Origin of the sequence: Methanoculleus chikugoensis (assembly GCF_900095385.1) — an archaeon.
Taxonomy (GTDB): domain Archaea; phylum Halobacteriota; class Methanomicrobia; order Methanomicrobiales; family Methanoculleaceae; genus Methanoculleus; species Methanoculleus chikugoensis_A.
The window spans coordinates 1-22,058 of the sequence record NZ_FMID01000010.1 but is presented as its reverse complement, the minus strand read 5'-3'; the positions used below and the strand labels follow the sequence as shown (position 1 = coordinate 22,058).

26 protein-coding genes are annotated in these 22,058 nt (G+C 63.4%); 13 read left to right on the top strand and 13 right to left on the bottom strand.

The features are described from left to right. Nucleotides 1-7: 7 nt before the first annotated feature. Genes atwA through asnB form a run of 9 tightly spaced genes read left to right on the top strand, consistent with a single transcriptional unit; the run spans nucleotide 8 to nucleotide 9,111 of the window. Nucleotides 8-1,621 carry a methyl coenzyme M reductase system, component A2 gene (gene atwA, locus L21_RS02050; protein ID WP_074368840.1) on the top strand — a complete coding sequence of 538 codons (1,614 nt, stop codon included), beginning with the start codon at nucleotides 8-10 and terminating at the stop codon, nucleotides 1,619-1,621. 10 nt (nucleotides 1,622-1,631) lie between these two features. Beyond that, nucleotides 1,632-3,158, top strand: coding sequence for a methyl-coenzyme M reductase-associated protein Mmp3 (mmp3, locus tag L21_RS02045; protein WP_074368839.1), 1,527 nt, complete (start codon nucleotides 1,632-1,634; stop codon nucleotides 3,156-3,158). Further along, complete coding sequence (locus L21_RS02040; RefSeq protein ID WP_074368838.1) at nucleotides 3,158-3,619, top strand: methanogenesis marker 6 protein; 462 nt, start codon at nucleotides 3,158-3,160, stop codon at nucleotides 3,617-3,619. The genes mmp3 and L21_RS02040 overlap by 1 nt, the downstream gene beginning before the upstream one ends. Before the next feature lie 5 nt (nucleotides 3,620-3,624). Next, on the top strand, nucleotides 3,625-4,077 hold the full coding sequence (locus L21_RS02035) for a methanogenesis marker 5 protein (RefSeq protein ID WP_074368837.1): 453 nt from the start codon (nucleotides 3,625-3,627) through the stop codon (nucleotides 4,075-4,077). Next, complete coding sequence (locus L21_RS02030; RefSeq protein WP_074368836.1) at nucleotides 4,074-5,309, top strand: methanogenesis marker 15 protein; 1,236 nt, start codon at nucleotides 4,074-4,076, stop codon at nucleotides 5,307-5,309. Before L21_RS02035 ends, L21_RS02030 begins: the two co-directional genes overlap by 4 nt. After that, the gene (locus L21_RS02025) at nucleotides 5,310-5,894 is read left to right on the top strand and encodes a methanogenesis marker 17 protein (protein WP_074368835.1); all 585 of its coding nucleotides are present in this window, start codon (nucleotides 5,310-5,312) and stop codon (nucleotides 5,892-5,894) included. It abuts the gene before it with no gap. Continuing rightward, complete coding sequence (locus L21_RS02020; RefSeq protein ID WP_074368834.1) at nucleotides 5,891-6,832, top strand: methanogenesis marker 7 protein; 942 nt, start codon at nucleotides 5,891-5,893, stop codon at nucleotides 6,830-6,832. Before L21_RS02025 ends, L21_RS02020 begins: the two co-directional genes overlap by 4 nt. 5 nt (nucleotides 6,833-6,837) lie before the next feature. Then, entirely contained in the window at nucleotides 6,838-7,284 is a 447-nt protein-coding gene (locus L21_RS02015; protein ID WP_074368833.1) for a carboxymuconolactone decarboxylase family protein, read from the top strand. Between the two features lie 21 nt (nucleotides 7,285-7,305). Beyond that, entirely contained in the window at nucleotides 7,306-9,111 is a 1,806-nt protein-coding gene (gene asnB / locus L21_RS02010) for an asparagine synthase (glutamine-hydrolyzing) (protein ID WP_074368832.1), read from the top strand. A 504-nt stretch (nucleotides 9,112-9,615) separates the two neighbouring features. Here asnB and L21_RS02005 read toward each other — a convergent pair. Next, nucleotides 9,616-10,323 carry a DUF1614 domain-containing protein gene (locus L21_RS02005; protein WP_074368831.1) on the bottom strand — a complete coding sequence of 236 codons (708 nt, stop codon included), beginning with the start codon at nucleotides 10,321-10,323 and terminating at the stop codon, nucleotides 9,616-9,618. A 456-nt stretch (nucleotides 10,324-10,779) separates the two neighbouring features. Here L21_RS02005 and L21_RS02000 point away from each other — a divergent pair, with 456 nt between their 5' ends. Together L21_RS02000 and L21_RS01995 are read left to right on the top strand one after the other, a co-directional pair. Continuing rightward, on the top strand, nucleotides 10,780-11,499 hold the full coding sequence (locus tag L21_RS02000) for an ATP-binding cassette domain-containing protein (RefSeq protein WP_074368830.1): 720 nt from the start codon (nucleotides 10,780-10,782) through the stop codon (nucleotides 11,497-11,499). Between the two features lie 89 nt (nucleotides 11,500-11,588). Continuing rightward, nucleotides 11,589-12,011, top strand: coding sequence for a rhodanese-like domain-containing protein (locus L21_RS01995; protein ID WP_074368829.1), 423 nt, complete (start codon nucleotides 11,589-11,591; stop codon nucleotides 12,009-12,011). An 85-nt stretch (nucleotides 12,012-12,096) separates the two neighbouring features. Here L21_RS01995 and groL read toward each other — a convergent pair whose 3' ends face one another. Then, a complete protein-coding gene (groL, locus tag L21_RS01990; RefSeq protein WP_074368828.1) occupies nucleotides 12,097-13,710 on the bottom strand; it encodes a chaperonin GroEL in 1,614 nt (537 codons plus the stop codon). 12 nt (nucleotides 13,711-13,722) lie between these two features. Further along, the gene (gene groES / locus L21_RS01985) at nucleotides 13,723-14,025 is read right to left on the bottom strand and encodes a co-chaperone GroES (RefSeq protein ID WP_256711994.1); all 303 of its coding nucleotides are present in this window, start codon (nucleotides 14,023-14,025) and stop codon (nucleotides 13,723-13,725) included. 107 nt (nucleotides 14,026-14,132) lie between these two features. On the opposite strand from groES, the gene L21_RS01980 reads away from it, so the two are divergent. Continuing rightward, nucleotides 14,133-14,546 (top strand): helix-turn-helix domain-containing protein, encoded by a 414-nt coding sequence (locus tag L21_RS01980; RefSeq protein ID WP_048181905.1) that lies wholly within the window; start codon nucleotides 14,133-14,135, stop codon nucleotides 14,544-14,546. 20 nt (nucleotides 14,547-14,566) lie between these two features. On the opposite strand, the gene L21_RS01975 is transcribed toward L21_RS01980, so the two are convergent. From L21_RS01975 to L21_RS01930, 10 genes are all read right to left on the bottom strand, one after another. After that, nucleotides 14,567-15,019, bottom strand: coding sequence for an RDD family protein (locus tag L21_RS01975; protein WP_048181903.1), 453 nt, complete (start codon nucleotides 15,017-15,019; stop codon nucleotides 14,567-14,569). 125 nt (nucleotides 15,020-15,144) lie between these two features. Next, nucleotides 15,145-15,891, bottom strand: coding sequence for a proteasome assembly chaperone family protein (locus L21_RS01970; RefSeq protein ID WP_074368827.1), 747 nt, complete (start codon nucleotides 15,889-15,891; stop codon nucleotides 15,145-15,147). Then, on the bottom strand, nucleotides 15,873-16,040 hold the full coding sequence (locus L21_RS01965) for an RNA-protein complex protein Nop10 (RefSeq protein ID WP_074368826.1): 168 nt from the start codon (nucleotides 16,038-16,040) through the stop codon (nucleotides 15,873-15,875). The genes L21_RS01970 and L21_RS01965 overlap by 19 nt, the downstream gene beginning before the upstream one ends. Before the next feature lie 5 nt (nucleotides 16,041-16,045). Then, entirely contained in the window at nucleotides 16,046-16,825 is a 780-nt protein-coding gene (locus L21_RS01960; RefSeq protein ID WP_074368825.1) for a translation initiation factor IF-2 subunit alpha, read from the bottom strand. Between the two features lie 7 nt (nucleotides 16,826-16,832). After that, complete coding sequence (locus L21_RS01955; RefSeq protein ID WP_048112215.1) at nucleotides 16,833-17,021, bottom strand: 30S ribosomal protein S27e; 189 nt, start codon at nucleotides 17,019-17,021, stop codon at nucleotides 16,833-16,835. Nucleotides 17,022-17,027: 6 nt separating this feature from the next. Then, entirely contained in the window at nucleotides 17,028-17,306 is a 279-nt protein-coding gene (locus L21_RS01950; protein ID WP_074368824.1) for a 50S ribosomal protein L44e, read from the bottom strand. Between the two features lie 37 nt (nucleotides 17,307-17,343). Next, nucleotides 17,344-18,003, bottom strand: a complete 660-nt coding sequence (locus L21_RS01945) for a hypothetical protein (protein WP_074368823.1) — start codon at nucleotides 18,001-18,003, stop codon at nucleotides 17,344-17,346. 3 nt (nucleotides 18,004-18,006) lie between these two features. Next, on the bottom strand, nucleotides 18,007-19,122 hold the full coding sequence (locus L21_RS01940) for a DNA primase small subunit domain-containing protein (protein WP_074368822.1): 1,116 nt from the start codon (nucleotides 19,120-19,122) through the stop codon (nucleotides 18,007-18,009). Next, nucleotides 19,119-20,693 (bottom strand): tRNA uridine(34) 5-carboxymethylaminomethyl modification radical SAM/GNAT enzyme Elp3, encoded by a 1,575-nt coding sequence (locus L21_RS01935; protein ID WP_074368821.1) that lies wholly within the window; start codon nucleotides 20,691-20,693, stop codon nucleotides 19,119-19,121. Before L21_RS01935 ends, L21_RS01940 begins: the two co-directional genes overlap by 4 nt. A 3-nt stretch (nucleotides 20,694-20,696) precedes the next feature. Beyond that, nucleotides 20,697-20,963 (bottom strand): UPF0058 family protein, encoded by a 267-nt coding sequence (locus L21_RS01930; RefSeq protein ID WP_074368820.1) that lies wholly within the window; start codon nucleotides 20,961-20,963, stop codon nucleotides 20,697-20,699. 67 nt (nucleotides 20,964-21,030) lie between these two features. Here L21_RS01930 and L21_RS01925 point away from each other — a divergent pair, with 67 nt between their 5' ends. Continuing rightward, entirely contained in the window at nucleotides 21,031-21,903 is an 873-nt protein-coding gene (locus L21_RS01925) for an ADP-ribosylglycohydrolase family protein (protein ID WP_074368819.1), read from the top strand. The last annotated feature ends 155 nt before the right edge of the window (nucleotides 21,904-22,058 follow it).

Sequence of the window (22,058 nt, the reverse complement as noted above, 5' to 3'; positions counted from 1 at the left end):
TCTCAAGATGACCCCACTTATTACGGTGAAGAATCTCTGCATGGAGTTCAACGGGACTGCCGTGCTTAAAAACATCAATTTTGAGGTGGCGGAGGGAGAGACCGTCGGTATCATCGGGAGAAGCGGCGCCGGCAAGACCGTTCTCATGCACCTTATGCGGGGTGTCGACCAGCCTCCGACACAGGGTGCAATCATCTATCATGTCGCCGTCTGCGACGGATGCGACTACATCGATGTCCCGAGCGAGGCGGGAAAACCGTGTCCTGTCTGCGGGGGCAAGATGGAACCGGCGGATATCGATCTCTGGGCCGAAGAGAACGCGACGATGAAACGGCGGATCATGCGGAGAACCGCCATCATGTTCCAGCGGACGTTCGCACTCTACGGCGACGACCGGGTGATCGAGAACGTTCTGCGAGCACTCGACGACGTCGGCTACCCGGGCGAGAAGGCCGTCAGCAGGGCCGCCGACCTGATCGACCAGGTCAGGCTCTCTCACCGGATGATGCATATCGCCCGCGACCTCTCCGGCGGCGAGAAGCAGCGGGTGGTGCTCGCCCGGCAGCTCGCGAAGAACCCGTTCATGCTCTTTGCGGACGAACCGACCGGGACGCTCGATCCGGAGACCGCCACGCTCGTCCACCGGATGCTCATCGAGAGCGCCCGGGTAAACGATATGGGAATGGTCGTCACTTCCCACTTCTCAAACGTCATCGAAGACGTGGCTGACCGGGCAATCCTCCTTGAGAACGGAGAGATCAAGGGGATCGGCGTCCCGGGAGAGGTCATCGGCCGGTTCATGGAGAACTACAGCGACGTCGAGCAGCACCAGGTCGGGGAGGTCGGCGAGAAGATCCTGGTCGCCCGGGACGTAGTGAAGCGCTACCTCTCGGTCGACCGGGGCGTCGTCCGGGCGGTCAACACCGTCTCGTTCGACGTCGGCGAGAAAGAGATCTTCGGGATCATCGGCAAGAGCGGGGCGGGCAAAACGACCCTCTCCCGGATCATATCCGGGATCCTCGAGCCTACCAGCGGCGAGATGAACATCCGGATCGGCGACGACTGGATCGATATGACGAAACCCGGCATCGAGAACCGCGGCCGGGCAAAGGGCTACATCGGGCTCCTCCACCAGGAGTACGACCTCTACCCGCACAGGACGGTGCTCGACAACCTCACCGACGCCATCGGTCTCGAGTTCCCGAAAGAACTTGCGATGAGGAAGGCGATCATCACCCTCGGGATGGCCGGGTTCACCCCCGAGAAGAGCAAGGAGATCCTGGACCGCTATCCGAGCCAGCTCTCCGAAGGCGAGAAGCACCGGGTGGCCCTCGCCCAGGTGCTCATCCGCGAGCCCCTGCTCGTCGTCCTCGACGAACCGACCGGGACCATGGACCCGATCACGAAGATCGACGTGAAACACTCGATCCTCCACGCCCGCGAAGAGATGGACGAGACATTTATCGTGGTTTCGCACGATATGGAGTTCGTGAGAGATATCTGCGATCGCGTCGCCCTCATGCGGGGAGGCAAGATCATCCAGCTGGGTCCGACGGAAGAGGTGCTCGCCCATCTCACCGAGGATGAACGAACGGTGATGGGGGGCGGCGGAGCCGCCTGAGGTGCACGTAATGGAGATCCACCTGGACGGTAAACGCATTTCAGTTCCGGCGGGTTCCCGGCTCGGGGATCTCCTCCCCGAACGGGATGAGCGGCTCAGTGTCGCCGTCATCCGGCCGGCGCTCGTTGAAGATGAAGCCGAGTCGCAGGAGGTCCGGTTCGCCACCCCGGCGGGAGACCTGGTCGTCGAGGTGGCGAAGACCGCGGCAGTCTCCCCTCTCCTCCGGCCGGAGTTTGCAGAACGGCTCCGCCTGCACTGGCAGGACCGGTATGCCGCCGCCTTCGGCCCGTTCGAGTCCGACGTCCGCCCGGCACGCCGTCCGGGCCGGTACGAGCGCGGCGATGTGATTCTGGGGTGCGGGGGCTACGACCCCTCCCGGTCCTACCTGATCTTCGCACGCATGGGCCATACCGCCGACTACGGCGCCCCGGAGGACGGCGGCGTCATCGGCAAGGTCGTCACCGGCCGCGGGCTGCTCGACCGGCTCGCCGACGGCGACCAGATCACCGGGGTCGAGCGGGTCTTCCGGCGTGTCGACCGCTCGCACGTCGTCGTCACCCGCGATTCAGGGTTCCCGCTCGAAGACGGGATGCAGATCGTCTCCTACGTGGAAGCGGAGGTGCAGGGTTCCGGGAAAGACGGGATCGATACCGGAACCGCCCGGAGCGTCGAGCATTTCCTTCTCTCCGTGCAGGGCGGCAGATTCAGGGTGGGCTCCGCAAGCAGCACCTACGTCGCCGACACGCACCTGGTCCCGACCCGGGTTCCGGCGGAGTTCTCCGGCCCGAGGCTTGAAGGCACCGTCACGGTCAGGACCGCCGGAAAATCCTCGGGAGGAGTCTACATCTACACCCAGGGTGTCTCGGCAAGCCCGGCGCACACCGTCGTCGGGAGGGTCGTCCACGGCATCGAACTCGTCAGGTTTGCCGGAGAGGACGATCTCTTCGCCATCCATGCGGAGCCGGAGCAGTTCGACCTTGTCGGCCTTTCGCTCGCCGAGGCGGAAGCGGTCGCCGCCCGACGGGGTGTCTCCCTCACCGCCGACGCAGCCGTTGGCGATCGCATCGTGGTCGGCCAGACCCCGGCAACGACGCTCGAGGTGCTGGCCGGCGGCGAGGTCCGGCTTGAGACGGTGCCTGCCGAGAACGTCGTCAGCATCACCCTCGACGAGGCGGCCGCGCCCCGGTCGGTCACGATCTTCCGTGAAGTGACCGGGCTCAAACACCACAGCGTCGGGAAGATGCCGCTCGTCTTCGTCTTCGAGGACGTCTTCCTCTTCAAACCGAAGATTGGAAAGGGCGTCGGGATCATCCCGGAGAACACGCCGACCGGGGAGGTCCCGGCATATACCCTCGCGATGACGAACGACTCCCGGCGCGGCGCGGGGATGGTCGGCACCCGGACCACGTCGAACGCAGAGTTCGGCCCGACGTCCGAGCCGCTCACCGGCACGAACGTCATCGGGAAGGTGCTCGATGCGGGGAACCTTGCCGGGATGCGCGAGGGAGCGACGGTATACGTGAAAGAGGTGAAGTGATGGCCGAATATACTCCGGATTACGTGGGCACGGTGACCAAGTACGTCTTCGTCGAGTCCCCGTCCATGACCCCCGGCGAGCTCGCGCTCAGGGCCTACGAGGCCTCCGAAGGCGTTCTCATCAAGGAGACGTGTTTCGGGCTGCAGGTGACGGGCGAGCCGGAGTCCGTCGACCGCCTCCTCGAGGAGATCCGCTCGTTCGACCCGACCCATATCTTCGTCAAGGACCGGGGTTTTCCTCCCGGGGATCCGAGGCGCTGCCGGGCGAATCTCGGCGGAGCGAGGCCGGGCTATCTCGGTCACGAACGGGAGTTCCGCATTCTGCGCTACATCACCCGCGGGCTCGAGGAGCTCGACCGGCGTGAAGGAGACGAGGCGGAACCGGCACCGCCTGCACGCGGGAAGCGACCGTTACTTGATATCAAGCGACTACAAGAACTGATAGATACAGAGGAGTCCTGAATACAATGGCAAAGGTGTTTATCTACCCTGCAACGAGCCTCATCCTCTCCGACCTGGTGGCCCGCTTCGGTCATAAACCGCTCGGTGCAGCCCTCGGTATCCGGGAGAGGATACAGACCGCCGGGGTAGACTCCCCGCCCCTGCAGATCACTCCCGAAGAGCCCAAACGCGGCCTGAAGTACGCGGCCGTCGAGGTGCCTTCCGGTGTTCGGGGACGGATGGCGATCTACGGCCCCCTCATCGAGGAGGCCGAGGCCGCGATCATCGTCACCGAGGCCGACCTTGCGTTCGGGTGCATGGGCTGCGCCCGTACCGACGAGCTGATCCTCTTCTCCCTGCGGCAGAGCGGGATCCCGATCCTGGAACTGGAGTACCCCACGAACGAGGAAGAGGGCATCCGGTTCGTAGCCGCCGTCAAGAAGTTCCTCGCAGGTCTCCCGGACGGAGGTGAAGCGTGAAGAAAGTACGGATCGCCCAGCTCTCCTGCGGGGCGGAGTACAGTGGTGTCCAGAAGGAGATCTATGAGGCCGCCGAATCGGTGGGCGCAGAGGTCTTCTTCCCCGATATCGCTCTTGCCGATGTGGAACGTGCGGTCAAGAAGTTCGGGCTGGACGTCAAGAGTGCCGACCTGAAACTGATGATTGCCCGGGCCCTTGCCCTGGTGGAAGGGAAGGTGGAGGCGGACGGGGTCTTCATCGGCACCTGCTTCAGGTGCGCCGAGGCGGCGATTGTCCGAAACGAACTGCGGCGGTACATCCCCGAGAACTCGAAGCTCTCGGTGGTGAGTTACTCCTTTACCGAGCGGACGACCGCGGGGACCCTCCTCACCAGGATGGAGGCCCTGACCACCATCGCCCGCCGGAGAGCGCTCCTTGCCCGCGAGGAGCAGACCGGGATCACGATGGGCGTCGATTCCGGGTCGAGCACGACGAAGGCCGTCGTGATGAAGGACAACGAGATCGTCGGCACCGGGTGGCACCCGACGACCGAGGTGATCAAGAGCGCCGAGAGCGCGGTTTCGGACGCGCTTGAGATGGCGGGCCTTGCCCGCGAGGATATCCAGGCTATCGGGACCACCGGATACGGCCGATTCCTGATCGGGAAGCATCTCGGTGCGGAACTCATCCAGGAGGAGCTGACGGTGAACTCGAAGGGTGCCGTCTACCTTGCCGGTCACCAGCGGGGCGCCGCGACCGTCATCGATATCGGCGGGATGGACAACAAGGCGATCAGCGTCATCGACGGCATCCCCGGGACCTTCACGATGGGCGGGATCTGTGCCGGGGCGAGCGGCCGGTTCCTGGAGATGACCGCAAAGCGGCTCGGCGTGGATATCACCGAGCTCGGCCCCCTCGCCATGAAGGGCATGGGCAAGAACGTCCCGATGAACAGTTACTGTATCGTCTTCGGGACGCAGAGTCTGGTGAACGCCCTCGCGGCAGGGAGCTCGCCCGCGGACGTGGCGGCCGCGGCCTGCCACAGCGTGGCGGAACAGGTCTTCGAGCAGCAGCTGCAGGAGGTCGACATCAAGGAGCCGGTGATCATGGTGGGCGGCACCTCGCTGATCGAGGGGCTGGTCTACGCGATGGGCCAACTCCTGCAGACCGAGGTCGTCGTCCCGCCCAACTCGCAGTACATCGGCGCGGTCGGATCCGCCCTGCTCGCGTCGGGCTTCATCAAGGGAGAGTAGATGCCCCCGTTGAACTACTTCGTGGTCGAGTCGCCGGACGAGGTCGGGAGGAACGCCTACGAGCGGGTCGCAGGCGACGTCCTCCAGGACCTCGATCTCATCAAGGTGATCGACCGGCTGCACATCTACGTCGACCCGAAGGTGCCGATCTTCGTCGCTGTCGGGCTCCTGCGGCATATGCCGCGCGCAATCCGCGTCGCCGACTTTGCCAACGTCAACCGCGGCGAGAAAGAGATCGTCCTCGATATCGGCGACGAGACCTATCTTGCGCCGCTCCTCCAGAAACTCTGGGTGATCTACGGCAAGGAGAACGTCGACCAGCCGGACCGGTTCACCGTCGTCCTCCCGGCAGGGGTGGCTGGGGATGAGGATCTCGACCGGCTGGTGGTGGCCGATCCGAGCGAGACCCTGTATAAGGATGTCATCTACGCGCTCCAGTACATCGCTCCCGAGGGGTTCAAGGTCCGCCGCCAGTACATCCGGGAAGGGAAGTTTTACTACGTGGCGAGCGAGGATACCCTGCCGACCGACATCGTGGAGACGGCGGTCGTGCCGCTCTTCGAGAAGATGGAGGTGACGCTATGACGACACTGGTGCCGGTGACCTACAAGGGAGGTGTCTACCGGCACGACGAGATCATGGACCTGATCGACGACCTCGGGGGCTACATCGTCCAGAAGCACGTCATGGCCCAGGACGTCGTGCTCCAGTCGTTCGTGCCGCGTGACGACATCGAGTTGATACGCCGGATAGCAAAACCGCTCGCCGGCGAGGTGGTCGAAGCGCCCCTCGTCGGGACGGAGATCGCCGTTGTGAGCCCGAGTCTCGAGATCCATCATCTCCCCCACATCGCCTGCGATATCGCCGAGTACCTCAGGCGATCGGGCGCGAAGACCAACATGGTCGGGCTTGCGAGGGGGTTCGGGAAGCGGATTGCAAATTTGAACGACGAGGAGCGGGACGTCATCAACGAGCACGATCTCGCTGTCTACGCGCTCGGCAACTTCGAGGAGTGCATCCGGCAGAAATTCCCGGCGATCCGCCGGGAGATCAACGTGCCGATCGTGGTGACCGGCGCGCCCGACCGGGAGACCCTGATGCGGGCGATCGACCCGCCCGTCGAAGGATACGTGGGCGGGATCGGCAGGATCATGCACCGGTTCAAGCGCCCCGAGGAGCTCGGGAAACTCGACGAACTGGTGGACGAGGTCTCCCGTGTCCTGGATGCGCGGCGGGACGCTCTCGCAAAAGATCCGCTCTCCGTCTTCCCCCCCCGCCTGATGGCGATCATCGAGGAGCAGATCCACGAGGTCAGCATGCTGACGCACCCGACGCCGGTGACCGCCCAGATGGAGGGGCTCCGGGTGAAGCTCCCCTACGATTCGTATGCCGACGACGTGCGGTTGCTTGAGGTCGCCGAAGGGGTGGCGCTCGGCGATATCGCCGACGTCACGCCGTCGCGAATGCGCAACTACATATTGATCCGGATAAAACCTTTCTCGGAAACGAGAATACTGGTGTAGATGCGATGGATTTCGAGAAGGTACTCACAAAGGTTATGGAGCGGGGGGCGGACGTCTTCGCGGAGGATCTCCTCCGGGAGATCGAGAACGAGTACGGCAGGGTCCCCCTGATCTTTGAACGGATGGCGGAACGTCCCGAGATCCTCATCTCGCACCTCCTCTACAAGGGCGCCGTCGTCGAGACCAGCCAGCTCGAGCCGAAGATGATCGAGCTGATCAGCCTCGCGGTGGGCGCCGCGCTCAAGTGCAGCCATTGCGTCGAGTACCACATGCAGTCCGCGATGGCGAAGGGCGCAACCCGGGCCGAGATCCTCGAGGTGATCCTGATCGCGGGGATGCTCGCGAACTCCGCCGTCCTCGCGGATGCCTACCGGGTGGTGAACGGTTCGGCCCCCTGCCCCTCCTGCGACATCAATGGTACGGGCCTGGATAAGACCTGTTCAGACAAATAACCTGTTTCTGGTCTCCGGAGCATGTGCGGTATTGCCGGGCAGTTTGCCCTGAACGGTGAGGATGCGGATGCGGCCCTCGTCGGGGCGATGGCACAGCGCCTGGCTCATCGCGGCCCTGACGGCGAAGGAACGTTCTTCTCCGGGCCGATCGGCCTTGCCCATCGCCGCCTCGCGATCATTGACCTCTCCGACGAAGGGCGCCAGCCGATGGAGAACGAGGACGGTACGCTTCAGATCGTCTTCAACGGCGAGATCTACAACTATCCTGAGATCCGGGAGGAACTCTCCGCCGCCGGCCATCGGTTCTCATCCGCGACCGATACGGAGGTGATCCTGCACGCCTACGAGGAGTGGGGAAGGGACTGCCTCGCCCGGTTCAACGGTATGTGGGCGTTCGCCCTCTGGGACGGGCGCCGCCGCGAACTCTTCTGCGCCCGGGATCGCCTGGGCGTCAAGCCGTTCTACTACACCATGGCCGGGGGTTCGTTCCTCTTTGCGTCAGAGATCAAGGCGCTCCGGGCGCATCCCGGGGTCGGCCGGCGGCCGAACGACCGGATGCTCTCGACGTTCCTTGCGTGGGGGGTTGCGGATCACACCGCCGAGACGATGTACGACGGCATCTTCCAGCTCCCGCCGGCCCATACGGTCGTCATCTCCGCGGAAGGCGTCGGGGAGCCGGAACGCTACTGGGACTTCGCGATGAACCCTGCCCCGGGCGGGGCCGAAGACGAGGCCGCCGCGCGAGACGTCCGCGCTCTCCTGACCGACGCCGTCCGGCTCCGGCTCCGAAGCGACGTCCCGGTCGGGACCTGCCTTTCCGGCGGCATCGACTCCTCGACGGTCACCGCCCTGATCAACGCTCTCCTGCAGGCGGAGTGCCCGGGGAGTGTCGGCGAGCGGCAGAAGACGTTCTCGGTCTGTTTTGACGATCCCCGGTTCGACGAGAGCCGGCATATCGATGTGGTGGTCGCGGCGACAAACGTCGCGAGCCGCCGGACGACGCCGGGCACGGACGGGCTCTGGGAGGATATCGAGAGATTACTCTACATGCAGGACGAGCCGTTTGCGTCTCTCTCGATCTACGCCCAGTACTGTGTGATGCGGCTCGCGAGCGGCGAGGTGAAGGTGGTCCTCGACGGGCAGGGCGCCGACGAGCAGCTCGGCGGCTACATCGCCTACCAGGCGCCGTATATCCGCGGCCTCCTCAGGTGCGGAAACGTCCTCGCGGCCCTCCGGGAGGGAGTCGGGAGTGTGCGGCATCACCGGTCCTTCTTCTCGTGGGCGGCTGCCCAATCCCGGGTACGGTCGGAGCGCCGGGAACTCCTCCGGGGGTCGCCGCCGGAGGTTCTCCGGTATGCAGGATCGCTTGAGGAGGTGCTGAAACGAGAGGTCACGGCGTCGAACCTCCCCCTTCTGCTGCACTGGGAGGACAGGAACTCGATGGCCTTCTCGATCGAGGCGCGGGTTCCGTTCCTCGACTACCGGCTGGTGGAGTACCTCGGATCGCTCCCGCTCGACCAGAAGATTCGCGGCGGCGTCACGAAGTACGTCCTCCGGCGGGCGATCCGGGGGCTGGTCCCGGACGCCGTCCGGTGCAGGATGGACAAGATGGGTTTCGTCACCCCCGAGGAGGTCTGGATGAAGGGCGAACTTGCACCGTGTATCCTCGAACTCTTCTCGACGCCCGAGTTTGCAGAGCGGCCCTACTGGGACGCGGAGCGGGTGCTCGAAAACTACCGGGCGTTCCTCGAGGGGGAGAGTCCTTATTCTACCGAGTTCTGGCGGATAGCCTGCGCGGAGATGTGGCTGCGGCAGTTTGATGCGTAGGGATTCTCTACAAACTTTTTCATAAGCGTCTCCTGCAGTCTCTTCTGCTGTTTACAGAACCCGTCACAAGACCACCATCAGCGGACATTACGTGTGCATGGGGAGATTCTGGAGAAGAGGCGTGCACGGCTGCCCAGAGGGTAGTGCGATGATTGCTTCCTTTCAGCGCGGGCGGGGGTTTCTGGAGGAGTTTTGCACGATAGAGACAGGGGAGGGGGGCTGCTCCCCCCTCCCCGTCGGCCCCACCCCGATGGCGATATCCCCACGGTCCACTGCATGGGGATATGCTGAAGAAGGGCGGTTCCCTGACTTGCTTCCTCGGATACGGCTTTCCACCGGTTATCGCCATGACTGCCCCTGCCCCCGGGAGGGGGCGGGGGAGGAGCGCCGGAGGCGCGGGTGGAGTGGGGGCTGCCGTAGAGGGGCATATGGATATCCCCTGGCCTGGGCGCGGACGGAGTGGAGTTTCCGAAAAGAAGTGCATACGAGTATCTCCCGTGTTGCTCACTCCCTCCCCTCCTGCGGGCAGGCCGCTCCTTTCTCCCGGAGCCCCCTCCCCGCATACGCCGCAAGAATGACCGCGAGGACGCCGGTGACGAAGATGCCGTCGAAGATCCCCGCACCCCCGATGGAGAGGACGGTCGGCCCGCCCCCGGTGAGCGCTGAAAAGACGTCGGGGTTCGCGAGGTTGAGGACGTCGGCCCCGAGCAGGGTGCCCATGGTTCCCCTGGCATAGGCGAGGCCGGGGGCGGTGCGGCAGCCGCGGGCGAGGAGGAGCCCTGCTACGGCGCCTGCGATGGGTGCGACGTAGAACGGCATTGTGATCCCGAGGCCGGGGACGGGCGTTGCAGCGGCGTAGGCGACGAGCGAGACCAGAACGACGGCGGCGAGGGACTTTGGCCGCGAGACCCGGCCCCGGCCGACCATCTCGAGCGTTACGAAGAGGGGGATGACGGCCCCGCCCACGTTGACCGCGATGACGTTCTCACCCACCGGGAGAAGCGGGATATCGATCAGGCTCCCGAGCAGCGCCCCTACGGTCACCAGCATCGCCTGGTAGAACCGGAGCCCGATCGACTCGAAGACCCCCTCGCTGATGAGGATGAGGTTGAATATGACCAGGGCCGGTATGAGAACCGCTAGCGCAACGAGGATCTGCTCCGGGCTGAAGAGAACCGGTAAAATCGCTATCGCGGGCAGTTTGGTCTCCATAGGTCGCGTATACCGGACGGGGTCATGCCATAAATAACTTCACGGGTCCGGCTCCCGGCGAGTTCCGGGGTCGCTTGTTGGGTGAGGCTCGTGCACGACTTCGACCTGACGGTCTTTCGGACGGGTCGGCGTCGCTCAACCCGCTCCGTTTTATCGTCCGGTGAAGGGCGGGTCTCACCGGTGATAACGTAAAAACGGGGGCCAATAGAAAATAGAAACCTCAAAATGCTCATTTTATATTTATTTGTGAATAGATATATTCATATATGGGCAATTGGAAATAATGTTGAACGCGGAGTTCCTTCCCCGAATCGGATAACGGGCACCGGATAGCAACCCCCGGGCGCATACCTTACGTGTCTCCGGCCGGTGTGAATCCGGTGCAGGTTTCGGGGGGTGGTGAGTGACCGGGAACAACTCCGTTCTCTCCGACCGATTGCATCTCTGCAGAGTAACATGACCGCCTTTACCGTTGAGAACCTGATCCGGCATCTGGAGCGGCTCCAGGCGAGGGGCCCGATCCCGTTCGACGTGAAGAGCGGAGAGATCTTTGGTATTCTCTGCCCCTGCGGTCAGGACCGGCAGACCCTGCTTTCCCTCCTCATGACGATACTCTTTCCGATTCCGGGGTTTGCCGAGCGTTCACCGCTCGCGGTTCTCGGCAACCTCGGAGACGTGCGCAGAAGCATGGGCATCGTCCTCCCCGAGTCGGTGCTCGACCCTGCGCTGACCGGCAGGGAGAACCTGGACTTCCACGCCCGGCTGCACGGCCTGGGCGACGATCTCCGGAAGAAAAGGGTCCCCGAGGTCATAGACTTCTTCGGGATCGCCGGGAGCGCCGATGCTCGTGTCGAGACCTACTCTCCCGTCACGCTGCAGCAGTTAGAGATCGCCCGGGCATACCTCACGCGCCCGTCGGTCCTCTTCCTTGCCGAACCGACGGCCGGGCTGGACGATGCCGGGCGCCGGGAGATCTGGGGCCTGCTCCGGCGGCTGAACCGCGAGCGGAGGGCAACGATCATCTTTACGACGCACGATGTGGAAGAAGCGGAGGCAACCTGCACCCGGGTTGCCGTGGTGGATCGCGGTGAGGTCGTTGCCCTGGACACACCGGAGACCTTCCGTGCGGTGATGACTCTCGACGACACGCCGATCAAGTTCGACAACCCTACCTGAGCGCCGCGGTCCTGTTCCCGAGCGAACCGCCGACGGGAGCGGCCGGGGCGATCGAAACCACTTTATCGTTACGGCCGCGATATGGGTGCATGGCTGTTCACCTCCGTCCCCTGCCCGTGTTCCTGCTCGCTGTTGCGCTTGTGCTTACCGGCGGGTGTCTCGAAGGCGACCCGCCATCCGACGCTCAGGTCGTCCGGACGATCACGCCGCACGAAGCATCTGCCCTGATAGATGAGCAGGGGGACGATCCGGATTTTATCATCATCGATGTCCGGAGACCGGACGAGTTCGCCGCCGGGCATATCCCGGGTGCGATCAACATCAACTCGGCGGAGTTCTCAGAGCACATTGACGGCCTCGATGCGGAGGCGACCTACCTCATATACTGCCAGCGGGGCAGTCGGAGCACCGGTGTCCGGGAGGCGATGCGCGATGCCGGATTCCGCGAAGTTTACGAGATCGAGGGCGGCATAAGCGCCTGGAGGGCGGCCGGGCTCCCGGTGACCGGTTAAACCGTATTGTTCCTTATGGGTGGGCTCGACGCGGTTGCTGCATCGAGCCCGGATGAGTGGAGGAGAAGGGGGAAACGGATCGCCCTCAGATGATGATGGCTGCAGTCTTCGTGTCTTTCTCGTCGTCGAAGTCGGTGATGACGACCTCCGTTGAGAGGATCATGCCTGCGATGGACGCCGCGTTCTGGAGCCCGAGCCGCACCACCTTTGCGGGATCGATGACGCCGTGCTCCATCAGGTTCACGTAGGTGCCGGTCTTTGCGTTGTAGCCGAACCCTGGCTCGTCGCTCCTCTTTACGGTGGCGACGACCTCGGCACCTTCGACACCGGCGTTCTTTGCAATCTGACGGATGGGCTCCTCCAGCGCCCGCCGGACTATGGCGACACCCACCTTCCGGTCGTCATCGAACTGCAGTTTATCCAGGGTTTCGATCGCCCTAAACAGGGTGACCCCGCCCCCGGAAACCACGCCTTCCTCGACCGCCGCCTTGGTGGCGTTCAGGGCGTCGTCGATCCGCATCTTCTTCTCTTTTAACTCCGTCTCGGTCGCCGCGCCGACCTTGATGACGGCGACGCCGCCTCCGAGGTTTCCAAGCCTCTTTCTGAGTTCGTCCTTCTTCCACTCGGAGTCCGCTATGTTGATCTGGGACTCGATCAGGTGCATCCGCTCTTCAAGGACCTTGCGGTCGCCTTTTCCTCCGACGATCAGGGTGCTCTCTCCGTCGACCTTGACGGTGCGGGCCGAGCCGAAGACCTGCCTGGAGACATTCTCCAGTTTCATCCCCCGGTCTTCCGAGATCACCGTCGCGCCCGTGAGGATCGCGATGTCCTCGAGGATTGCCTTGCGTTCGTCGCCGAACCCGGGTGCCTTGACCGCACAGACCTTAAGTGAGCCGCGTATGATGTTCAGGATGAGGGCTGCCTGCGCCTCGCCCTCGACGTCCTCGGCAATGATCAGGAGCGGTCTCGCCTCCTGTGCGGCCGCTTCAAGGATAGGAACTATCTGTTTGAGCGAGGTGATCCTCCGGTCGGTGATCAGGATGTAGGGGTCTTCGTGCTCGCAGACCATCTTCTCGGTGTCCGTGATCATGTAGGGCGAGATGTAGCCCCGGTCGAACTGCATCCCCTTGACCACCTCAAGGCCGGTATCGAGGCTCTTTGCGTCCTCGACCGTGATGAGCCCGCCGTAGCCGACCCTGTCCATCGCGTCGGCGATGAGTTCACCGATCTCTTCGTCGTTGTTGGCCGAGATGGCGGCGACCTGCAGGATCCTGTCCCGCTCCCTGATCGGGACGCTCGTTGATTGGATATACTCCACGGCGGCCGCAACCGCGGCGTCGACGCCCCGCCTGACTTCGTTCGGGTTCGCCCCGGAGGAGATGTTCTTGAGACCTTCGGCGAGGATGGCCTGGGCGAGAAGCGTTGCGGTTGTCGTTCCGTCGCCGGTCTTGTCCTGGGTCTTCTGGGCGACCTCCTTGACGAGTTTCGCCCCGATGTTCTCGAACTTGTCGTGGAGCGAGATCTCTTTTGCAATCGTCACGCCGTCGTTCGTCACGACGGGGCTTGTCGACCTGTCGATCACGACGTACCTGCCTCTGGGGCCGAGCGTTATCTTGACAGTGTCGGCGACCTTATTGACGCCGGCAAGGAGCGATCTGCGTGCGCCTTCGTCGAACATCAGCTGTTTTGATGATACCATGGGCTTCCTCCGTTACCTGATCTTTGCCAGGATGTCCTTGTATGGGACGAACACGTACGTCTCGGAGTCGATCTCGAACGTATCCGAGGTGTAGCCTCCGTACAAAACACGGTCCCCGGGGCTTAAGGGGAGACTGGAGCCGTCGTCGCGCTCTCCTACCGCAACGACGGATCCTTCCTTTCTGCCCTCTCGTGCGGATTCGGGGATGTAAATGCCGCTTTTCGTAACCTCTTCTCTTCGTATGGGTCTGATGAGAACCCGTTCTCCGATTGGGATAATCTCCATGAGTCTATCACCTTCAGAGAGTTTTTGCAACAAGATCGTAAGGCATCCTAAATATTTAAACCTTATCAAAATTATCGAAATGATTTCGATATATTGGATATCTTTATACCTGATCGGCTCATACGCATGAATAATCGATGACACCGGCGGCAAGGCAGATAGTCTTTCGACAGGTCGAGAGGCCGAGAGGCAAAAGGGCGGAGGAGAATCTCGACTGGTTCTTCAACAGCCTCGGTATCGGAGAAGGAAGGGACGTCGATCAGGTCGCCCAGCGGATTCTCGTCGTCCTTCTTTCGCACCAGGTCTCCGGGAACGGCGTGCCCGTGGAGAGGATCTCGCGCGACCTGGATGTCTCCAGTTCCCGTATCAACCACCACATCAGGAACCTTGTCGATGCTGGTGTCGTGTACCGCCACAAGCGGCAGATCCATCTCCGGGGCAACTCCCTCCAGTCGATGGTGCAGGAACTGCGCAAAGATGCGCTCCGGGTTCTCGACGATATCGAGGCCACGGCTGCAGAGCTCGACCGGTCGTTCGGCATCGAGGGGTGAAAGGCGGGGGCGGGCTCCCCTCACTCCTCCTGCTTCACGTAGGTGACGCCCTCCGGCTCCTCCGTTTCGCGGGTCTCTATCACGACGGTTTCCGAGATCCGGTTGAAGAGCCGCTGTTTCGAACCCGGCATAGCGAGCCAGCCGATAAGGCAGTCGGGGATGAGAAGAAACGCTTTGCCGAAACCCTGGATTGCTGCTGCGGAGAATCCGATATCCTCTCCGGCGCGGCCGGCGACCCGGATCTTCAGCGCCATCTTGCCGATGGACTGGCCGCGGTAGCCCTCGAGCAGCGTCCAGTAGAGGAAGAGGACGATCGAGGAGAGGCTGATCGAGAGGAGCCCGGGAGATACCGTGAATTCCCAGGATGGCGGCAGCCGGTCGGAGAGCGCCCAGAGGGGAAGCCCGATCAGGATGATGTCGATGAGCCAGGCCCAGAACCGGGTCTCCCACCTGGCGAGGTAGAGGGTGACCATATCGATAATCTGTCGATCTCCGTTGTTCTTAACGGTTCGGATGGGTCGGTGATTGACGGGCCGCCGAAGGGCGCCACGGGCAATCATGACGGCCCGCTCTCCGGGGCTGGAGAAAATGGGGGAGATTATCCGATATAACTCAGTTCTTCGCGGCCCCGGGCTTCTTCGGCTTCCTGGATCTTTGCTATGATCTGCTCCATATCCCCGGCACGCTCCTGCAGCGAGGTGTGGTCGACCTCGATCCCGGTCAGGCGGGAGAGCACCGTAAGGAGGCTGTCGGCGCTCTTCGGATCGACGATGTAGCCGCTCGTTTCGCCCATCAGGCAGATCCCCTCGATGCCCCGCGCCTCGCCGAGGCCGAGCAGGAGGCCCGAGGCCCCCACGATCATCCCGCCGCTCCCGGCGTTCTCAAACGACCCGCCGGATGCCTCCACCTCGGGGCGGAGATGCTCCATGTTGACGGCCGAGAGCACCCTCGGGTTCTCGACCAGGTGGCCGACACCGTAGCCCCCGAGCGCGTATATCCGCTCAACACCGAGGTCTTCGGCGATATTGAGGTAGTGCTCCGCGAGGATGTAGTGGCCCTCGGCCGAATTGCTCTGGAAGTCGCCCACGAGGAAGAGGGCCGCCTTGCCGTCCTTCTCGTAGCGGTAGATCTCGTTGTTGGCGAGGTGGGTGGTGCCCCGCTCGTCGACGATCACCTGCGGCGGGAAGTGGAGGGAGGAGATCTCCCCTATCTTCTCGGCGCCGAGTTCGTGGATCAGGTGGTCGGCAACGAGTTTCCCGACGTGTCCTATGCCGGGCAGACCCTCAATCAGGATCGGAGCGTCGATATTGTCCTCTCGCAAAAAGGTTACTCTGACGTGTTCCATCTGCGTACGGCCCTCCTGTACCTACCGTACCTATCCTCGGGTGAAAAACGTGCCGGGTGGGCCGGCCGAGACGGCCGGCCGCAGACCGGGCAGAGATCCGAGAGCGTGTATCGCCGGTCGTGCGGACAGCGGCGAATGCGGCTGCTCATATCTTTTATCCGGCCTTCTGCTTCCGGATAAACTTGCCGGAGCCGCCGGCCCGCTCGACCACGCCGACGGCGGCGTTTGCCGCCTTCTCGATCGCCTTCTCGGCTTCCTTATAATCGGGCGCGGTCACTTTTATCCGATATTTCGGGGCTCCGACGTAGATCAGGTCGATATCCACGTTTTCGACCTTCGGTTGCGCACTCCGGAGCGCCCGGCGGATCACGTTGACGCCGTCGGGCCGGGGCGACGACAGAATGAGGTGACCGGTGATCGTCACGCGCGAGACCTTCACGTTCTCGTTCGCGACGGTGATGAGCGCCGCTTTGACCGGCTCATCGAGGTTCAGTTTATCCGCTGCCTCGCCGCCGGTGGTGACGATATCCTCGAAGGCCGGGTACAGCTGGCCGTATTCGCGGAAGATTGCCTCCTCGATGACCCTTCTGTCCACTTCCGACGCCTCGGCGGCGAACCCGACCCATTTCGTGGCCTTCTGCTCGTTCTTCCACTCGTGGACCTTCTCGCGCCGCTGGTGCTCGTTTACATCTTTTAACGAGAGATCGATGTGGCCGCGATCGGGGTCGACGTTCAGGACTTTGCAGACGACCTTCTGTCCTTCTCGTACGAAGTCCCGGATATACTTAATCCAGCCCCGCGCTATCTCGGATATCGGTATGAGCCCTCTTCGCTCGTTGTACTCGTCCAGGGTCACGAACGCCGCAAAGTCCTTGACGTCCGCGACCGTGCAGACAACGAGTTCTCCTTCCTCGGGCCACTCTCTCTCATTCATGCAATTATCACTCAAGTACTGCCATTATCTCAGCTTTTATATCAGCCTTCCCGCCGTGAGGCTCCGCAAGGATACGCCCGCAGACGGTGCACTCCACGATGGTACTCGCTCTCTCAAAGACTACCTGTTCGTTCTCGCAGTCGGGGCACTTTACCCGGAGGAATGTGCTCCTGTTCTCCCTGTTTACCCGGACCATACCAACTCACTCCGTAAGCTCGAATTTACCGATCCTGAATCCCGGCCGAATGTGCGCCTTGCCGCAGACCGTGCACCGGTATCTGACGTTGATCTTCTTCGTCGGCTTGTCGCCGCCGGGCACCTTGTTGAACTTGCCCATGTTGCCCACCGTGCTCCTGCGCGCCTTCTGGCGGTCGATCCAGTTGAAGTGGCGCACTTTGCCCTTCTTTACCTTCACGACTTCGTGAACCTGGTGGTTCCTGCAGAACGGGCAGTACGTCTTGAATTTTGACGGCATTTTCATGATAGTAACCTCTATTCAATAGATTCGAGTACCTATATTACTTGTTAAGCCTAATATTTAAGGCTATGTCGTGCTCGCAGAGCACGTCTGCATTGTTCTCCGGCAGGGTGACGATATCCCCCATCTTCAAGACGTATGTCCTGCCGTCCATCCCCATGAACGACTCCACATCGGAGCGGATATGCACGAGGGCGTAGGGAGACCGGACGGGACGGGGAGCGGGAACCGCAGGCGTTCCCCGGGGTTCCGGGATGCCGTCGGCCTCGTCGCTCCGGCCGGCGGCGGCCGCACCGTCGGCGCCGAACGGGGCGGCCTCGCCGTGGACGAGTGCCTCCCGGCACTCCTCGATGGCGCTGACGATCCGCTCGTACATCGCCCGCTCTTCCGGGAGCATCTTGCGGGCCTCCTCCTTATCGAAGTACTGCCCCTCCATCTGCTGGAACGCGAGGTCGAGGATCTGCCGGGTCCTGACCGAGAAGATCTCCTGGACGGTCTCGGTGACGCTGCCGATCTCCTCGATGATCAGGCTCCCCATCCGGCTCTCCAGGGGATTTTTGAGGTCGTAGTAGTCCGTCTTGCGCTTCTCGACGTACGTCCTGGCATCGTCGTAGAGGCCGGGATCGATGTAGGAGAGCCTTCCCGAGTGCTGCATATCGAGCAGCATCTGCCGGAGTTTCTCTAAAAGATCGACGGCCATACTTCATGCACCCCCGGCTATCTCCGCCATGCCCCGGCAGCAGAGGAAGATCGCGAGCGCTTCGGGAACGTTCTGGATCCCTGCGTTGAGCGAGTAGGTGTTCCCGAGCAGGGACGTGGTGAAATTTGCCTTCAGGTCGACCCGCACGTCGCGGTCGCCGAAGACCACCGCGTCCACGAGCGGATCGAACTCCGCGAGGTCCCGGATATCGAGCGGCACGACCCGCATGCCGCTGCCGCCGTGCAGCGACCCCGGCGTCCGGATCAGCCGCTTGATATCGGTCGTGACCGGTTCGTCCGCACGCGCCCCGGCGTCCCGGAGCCTCTCCTCGAAGTCGGGTGCGGCCGCGATCGCCCGGACGACTCGATCTTTGAGGAGGTCCTCCGGGCGCCCGGCGGCGAGGCTGCCGATATCCGCAAGGAACTCCGCGGCCGTTCGCTTCCCGATACCGTCGAGCCCCGCAAGGTAAGACGCCGCTTCCGCCGGGTCGCGAGCCGCAAGCCCCGCGAGGTGGGCGCGGAGCGCTTCCCCGTAGCGCCGCCGCCATCCGGTCTCGACGCCCGCCGGCGTGAGCATCGCTGCCGGATCGAGCCCGATACCGCAGACGTAGTCGACGATCTCGCGCCGTTCCTGGCTGCTCCATCCCCGGACGGCGATCTCGGTGACGTGGATATGGTAGCCGCGCCCCCCGGAGAAGGCGAGCCGGATCTGGTTCCTGGCAAAGCCGAGTTCATCGATCAGCATCGCGAGCAGTTTCTCGGTCTCCTCCTTGACCCGCGCGAGCATCACCGCGTAGGGGCCGCGAACGATCTGGTCGGCGTCGAGATCGAAGATGAGGTCGGCGCCCGCCCAGTGCTTCTCGTTCATCGTCGGCGCCGACGGCGTCTGGTAGTAGGCCGTCGAGTAGTAGACGTGCGCGGGGACCAGGTTTTTCACGTATGCACCGAGTTCCAGCGGATCGGCAAACGCCATGTGCCGCCGCATCCGGACTTCGGCCGTGGGGTCGAAGAAGATGAATCCCCATTCGCGCTGCTCGAGGGAGGACGGAACGGTGAGGCTCTGCCGCTGATAGTACTCGGCGAACCTCTGCTTCACAAACTCGAGTGTCGCGGGTTTCATGGGAACGTCTTGATCATATATGGCCCCACTCGTTCATATCCCTGTTTCCTGTAGTAGGGCCGCACCCCGACACCGCTCATCACCGCGAGGCGCCGGTAGCCGTGATCGCGTGCCTCTTCTTCGGCCGCGGAGAGGAGGACGCTGCCGAAACTGCGGTGCTGCCACTCGTCGGCGGATGCCGGGGCGCTGATCGGCACCACGCTCCCGTAGACATGGAGCTCGCGCAGGAGTGCGGCGCCCGCGAGTTCGTTGCGGAAGGGGTTGTGCGGGAACCGGAGCCGGGCGAACCCGACGAGGGCATCTTTTGAACCCGCCTGGATGAACCGCTCCTCCCCGCCGCACGCCCGGTAAACCAGGGTCGAAACCGCCACTTCCCCGGGTTCGGGCGCTCTCCCCACCTCGCGGCAGCGGATGCACCGGCAGCGGAGCCCCTGCGAATGAAGCCGCGCCTCCGCGAGCTGGCGGAAGTTGCTGTGCCGCGAGCCCGCGACGATCAGTTTTGCCGGGATGTCGCGCTGGATCCGCTGGAGGCGGACGTACTCCGGGAGGAGAGACTTCGCGTAGGCGACGAGATCGATCAGTTCCTCCTCGGTGTAGGGCCGGTACTCCCCCCGCCCCCAGAGCGCCTCGATCTCTGAGCCCGGCGTCACCAGGGTCGGGTAGATCTTCAGGAAGTCCGGCCGGAACCGCTCATCGGCGAAGAGTTCCCGAACCATCCGCCGGTCGTCTTCCATGCTCGCCCCGGGGAGGTTCGGCATCATGTGGAACCCGACCTTCAGCCCGGCGTCCCGGAGGAGGCAGTTCGCCGCGACCGAGTCCGCGACCGCGTGGCCCCGGCGGTTGTGGTCGAGGATCCGGTCGTCCAGGTGCTGGACGCCGAGTTCCACCTTGGTCACGCCCATCGAGAGCATCCGATCGATATGCTCCTCCCGGCACCAGTCCGGCCGCGTCTCGAAGGTGGCGGCGACGCACCGGACCCGTGCCGACTCGTTCGCGGCAAAGATCGCATCGAGATCGGGTCTCTCCTGCACCGTTCCCGCCCGGGGGTAGTCGTTCATCGCCTGAACGGCGGCCCCGACGAACCACTCCTGGTACTCGAGCGGGCGGGCGGTCATCGTCCCGCCCATCACGATCAGTTCCGCCTTGTCGACGTGGTGGCCCAGCGCCTCGAACTGCCCGAGGCGGGCCTGCACCTGGGCGTAGGGGTCGAAGGCGTGCTCTCTCGCCCGGAGCGCCGCGGGCTCCTCTCCAGTGTAACTCTGGGGGGATGCAAAGGGGTGCTCCGGCCCGCCGGGGCAGGGGAGGCACTTGCCGTGGGGGCAGGGGTGAGGCGAGGTCATCACCGCAACGGGCGCGACTCCCGAGATCGTCCGCGTGGGCTTCACCTGGAGGACCGGCCGGAGCCGCTCGCGCTCATCGGGTGTGGCGGCGGCGAGGATCGCGGAGTTCTTGGGCATGTTTGCGCTGTGCTCACGGCAGACCTCGAGTTTGATCTTCTGGACGTCGGCAGGGCTCGGACTGGTAGAAAAGATGCGGGAGATGATCTCCCGGAGTATATTGGTATCGTTCATCGTTTAGTGTTCGGTTGCAATACGTTCGGACTGAAAATCGGCGTGGTATTCGATGTAAGGATTGTGGTTGGCCCGTATGTGGTGGATGATCTCGCCCCCGAGCGTTAGAATTGCTTTCTTGTGTGTGACCTTATTCTTGTGGATATGGACGGGTGAGATGTGGAGAGCGTTATACTGGTCGGTCGGGACATCCTCCCCCGTCGTGCTTTCGTAGTACTTCCTGATGTGGACTAATAGCATGTGTAAGTGGAGCAGCTCTTCCTTTTGCACGATATCACCTTTCCTCGAAGAATACTACTGTCCGCGGGTAGATATATTTTGTTGGTGATCTTTTTATATGCACAAGATGCGGGCGGTCGGGGCGCTCGTAGGGCTCGCAATCGGCGATGCGCTGGGCGCGCCCCTGGAAGGTCTTCCGCCGGCTCCGTTGGCCGTAACGGAGATGCAGGGAGGCGGAATTCACAACGTCTCTGCGGGCCAGTATACCGACGACACCCTCCAGGCGTCAGCCCTGGCGCAGACCCTTCTTGCGTGCGGGGGATTCGACCCGGCGGACTTCGCCCGCCGCCTGGTTCGGGTGTATCATGCCCACCCGGAGTTCTTCGGGCCGACGTCCCGTGCCGTCCTCGACCTCGTCGATGAAGGTGTCGCGCCCACCGTCGCTGCAAGGATGGCGCACGAGGAGCGGGGCGGGAGCCGGAGCAACGGGAGCGTCATGCGCGGCATCCCGCTCGGCATCTTCTACCCGCCCGGGGAGGTGCGGGAGGTGAGCCTCGCCGCATCCCGCGTGACGCACTTCGATCCCGTCGCGGGCGAGGCCTCGGCGTTCGTCAACCGGATGGTCAGCGGGATCTGCAGGGGAGAAGAGGTGGGCGGGGCGTTCGGAGCGGCGCTTGCCGCCTGCGAGGACCGGGAACTCCGCGGGCTCCTCGAGGACTACCGGGCGTATCCGCCGGAGCCGTCGCTCGACGCCGTCCTCTGCACCCACTGCGCCGTCAGGGTCTTCATGGATGCCGTCTCCTTTCGCGAAGCGGTGGTCACGGCGGTCAACCTCGGGGGCGATGCCGATACCGTCGGCGCGATCGTCGGCGGGCTCGCCGGAGCGCGGTACGGGTGCGAGGCGATCCCCTCGTCGTGGCTCGCCGCGCTCCGCGACCGGGAGGAGATCGTCGATCTCGCCCGGCGGCTCGCAGGGGTGAGCCGGGCTTAGGGGTCCGGGGAACCCTGGTAGCGGCCTCGTGCCGGAAGCGCGGGCAGACTCTGGAGAAGAGCAGTGCACGTTTGCTCGCCAGATGGCGCCATAACTGCCCCTTTCAGCGCGGGAGGAGGAGAGGTTACAAGGGAGAGCCATACGCGATGGAGACA

Bases quoted from the DNA above. Each gene is read 5' to 3' on its own strand.
- atwA (WP_074368840.1), top strand. From the start codon at position 8: ATGACCCCACTTATTACGGTGAAGAATCTCTGCATGGAGTTCAACGGG.
- mmp3 (WP_074368839.1), top strand. From the start codon at position 1,632: ATGGAGATCCACCTGGACGGTAAACGCATTTCAGTTCCGGCGGGTTCC.
- L21_RS02040 (WP_074368838.1), top strand. From the start codon at position 3,158: ATGGCCGAATATACTCCGGATTACGTGGGCACGGTGACCAAGTACGTC.
- L21_RS02035 (WP_074368837.1), top strand. From the start codon at position 3,625: ATGGCAAAGGTGTTTATCTACCCTGCAACGAGCCTCATCCTCTCCGAC.
- L21_RS02025 (WP_074368835.1), top strand. From the start codon at position 5,310: ATGCCCCCGTTGAACTACTTCGTGGTCGAGTCGCCGGACGAGGTCGGG.
- L21_RS02020 (WP_074368834.1), top strand. From the start codon at position 5,891: ATGACGACACTGGTGCCGGTGACCTACAAGGGAGGTGTCTACCGGCAC.
- L21_RS02015 (WP_074368833.1), top strand. From the start codon at position 6,838: ATGGATTTCGAGAAGGTACTCACAAAGGTTATGGAGCGGGGGGCGGAC.
- asnB (WP_074368832.1), top strand. From the start codon at position 7,306: ATGTGCGGTATTGCCGGGCAGTTTGCCCTGAACGGTGAGGATGCGGAT.
- L21_RS02005 (WP_074368831.1), bottom strand. From the start codon at position 10,323: ATGGAGACCAAACTGCCCGCGATAGCGATTTTACCGGTTCTCTTCAGC.
- L21_RS02000 (WP_074368830.1), top strand. From the start codon at position 10,780: ATGACCGCCTTTACCGTTGAGAACCTGATCCGGCATCTGGAGCGGCTC.
- L21_RS01995 (WP_074368829.1), top strand. From the start codon at position 11,589: ATGGCTGTTCACCTCCGTCCCCTGCCCGTGTTCCTGCTCGCTGTTGCG.
- groL (WP_074368828.1), bottom strand. From the start codon at position 13,710: ATGGTATCATCAAAACAGCTGATGTTCGACGAAGGCGCACGCAGATCG.
- L21_RS01980 (WP_048181905.1), top strand. From the start codon at position 14,133: ATGACACCGGCGGCAAGGCAGATAGTCTTTCGACAGGTCGAGAGGCCG.
- L21_RS01975 (WP_048181903.1), bottom strand. From the start codon at position 15,019: ATGGTCACCCTCTACCTCGCCAGGTGGGAGACCCGGTTCTGGGCCTGG.
- L21_RS01970 (WP_074368827.1), bottom strand. From the start codon at position 15,891: ATGGAACACGTCAGAGTAACCTTTTTGCGAGAGGACAATATCGACGCT.
- L21_RS01965 (WP_074368826.1), bottom strand. From the start codon at position 16,040: ATGAGCAGCCGCATTCGCCGCTGTCCGCACGACCGGCGATACACGCTC.
- L21_RS01960 (WP_074368825.1), bottom strand. From the start codon at position 16,825: ATGAATGAGAGAGAGTGGCCCGAGGAAGGAGAACTCGTTGTCTGCACG.
- L21_RS01955 (WP_048112215.1), bottom strand. From the start codon at position 17,021: ATGGTCCGGGTAAACAGGGAGAACAGGAGCACATTCCTCCGGGTAAAG.
- L21_RS01950 (WP_074368824.1), bottom strand. From the start codon at position 17,306: ATGAAAATGCCGTCAAAATTCAAGACGTACTGCCCGTTCTGCAGGAAC.
- L21_RS01945 (WP_074368823.1), bottom strand. From the start codon at position 18,003: ATGGCCGTCGATCTTTTAGAGAAACTCCGGCAGATGCTGCTCGATATG.
- L21_RS01940 (WP_074368822.1), bottom strand. From the start codon at position 19,122: ATGAAACCCGCGACACTCGAGTTTGTGAAGCAGAGGTTCGCCGAGTAC.
- L21_RS01935 (WP_074368821.1), bottom strand. From the start codon at position 20,693: ATGAACGATACCAATATACTCCGGGAGATCATCTCCCGCATCTTTTCT.
- L21_RS01925 (WP_074368819.1), top strand. From the start codon at position 21,031: ATGCACAAGATGCGGGCGGTCGGGGCGCTCGTAGGGCTCGCAATCGGC.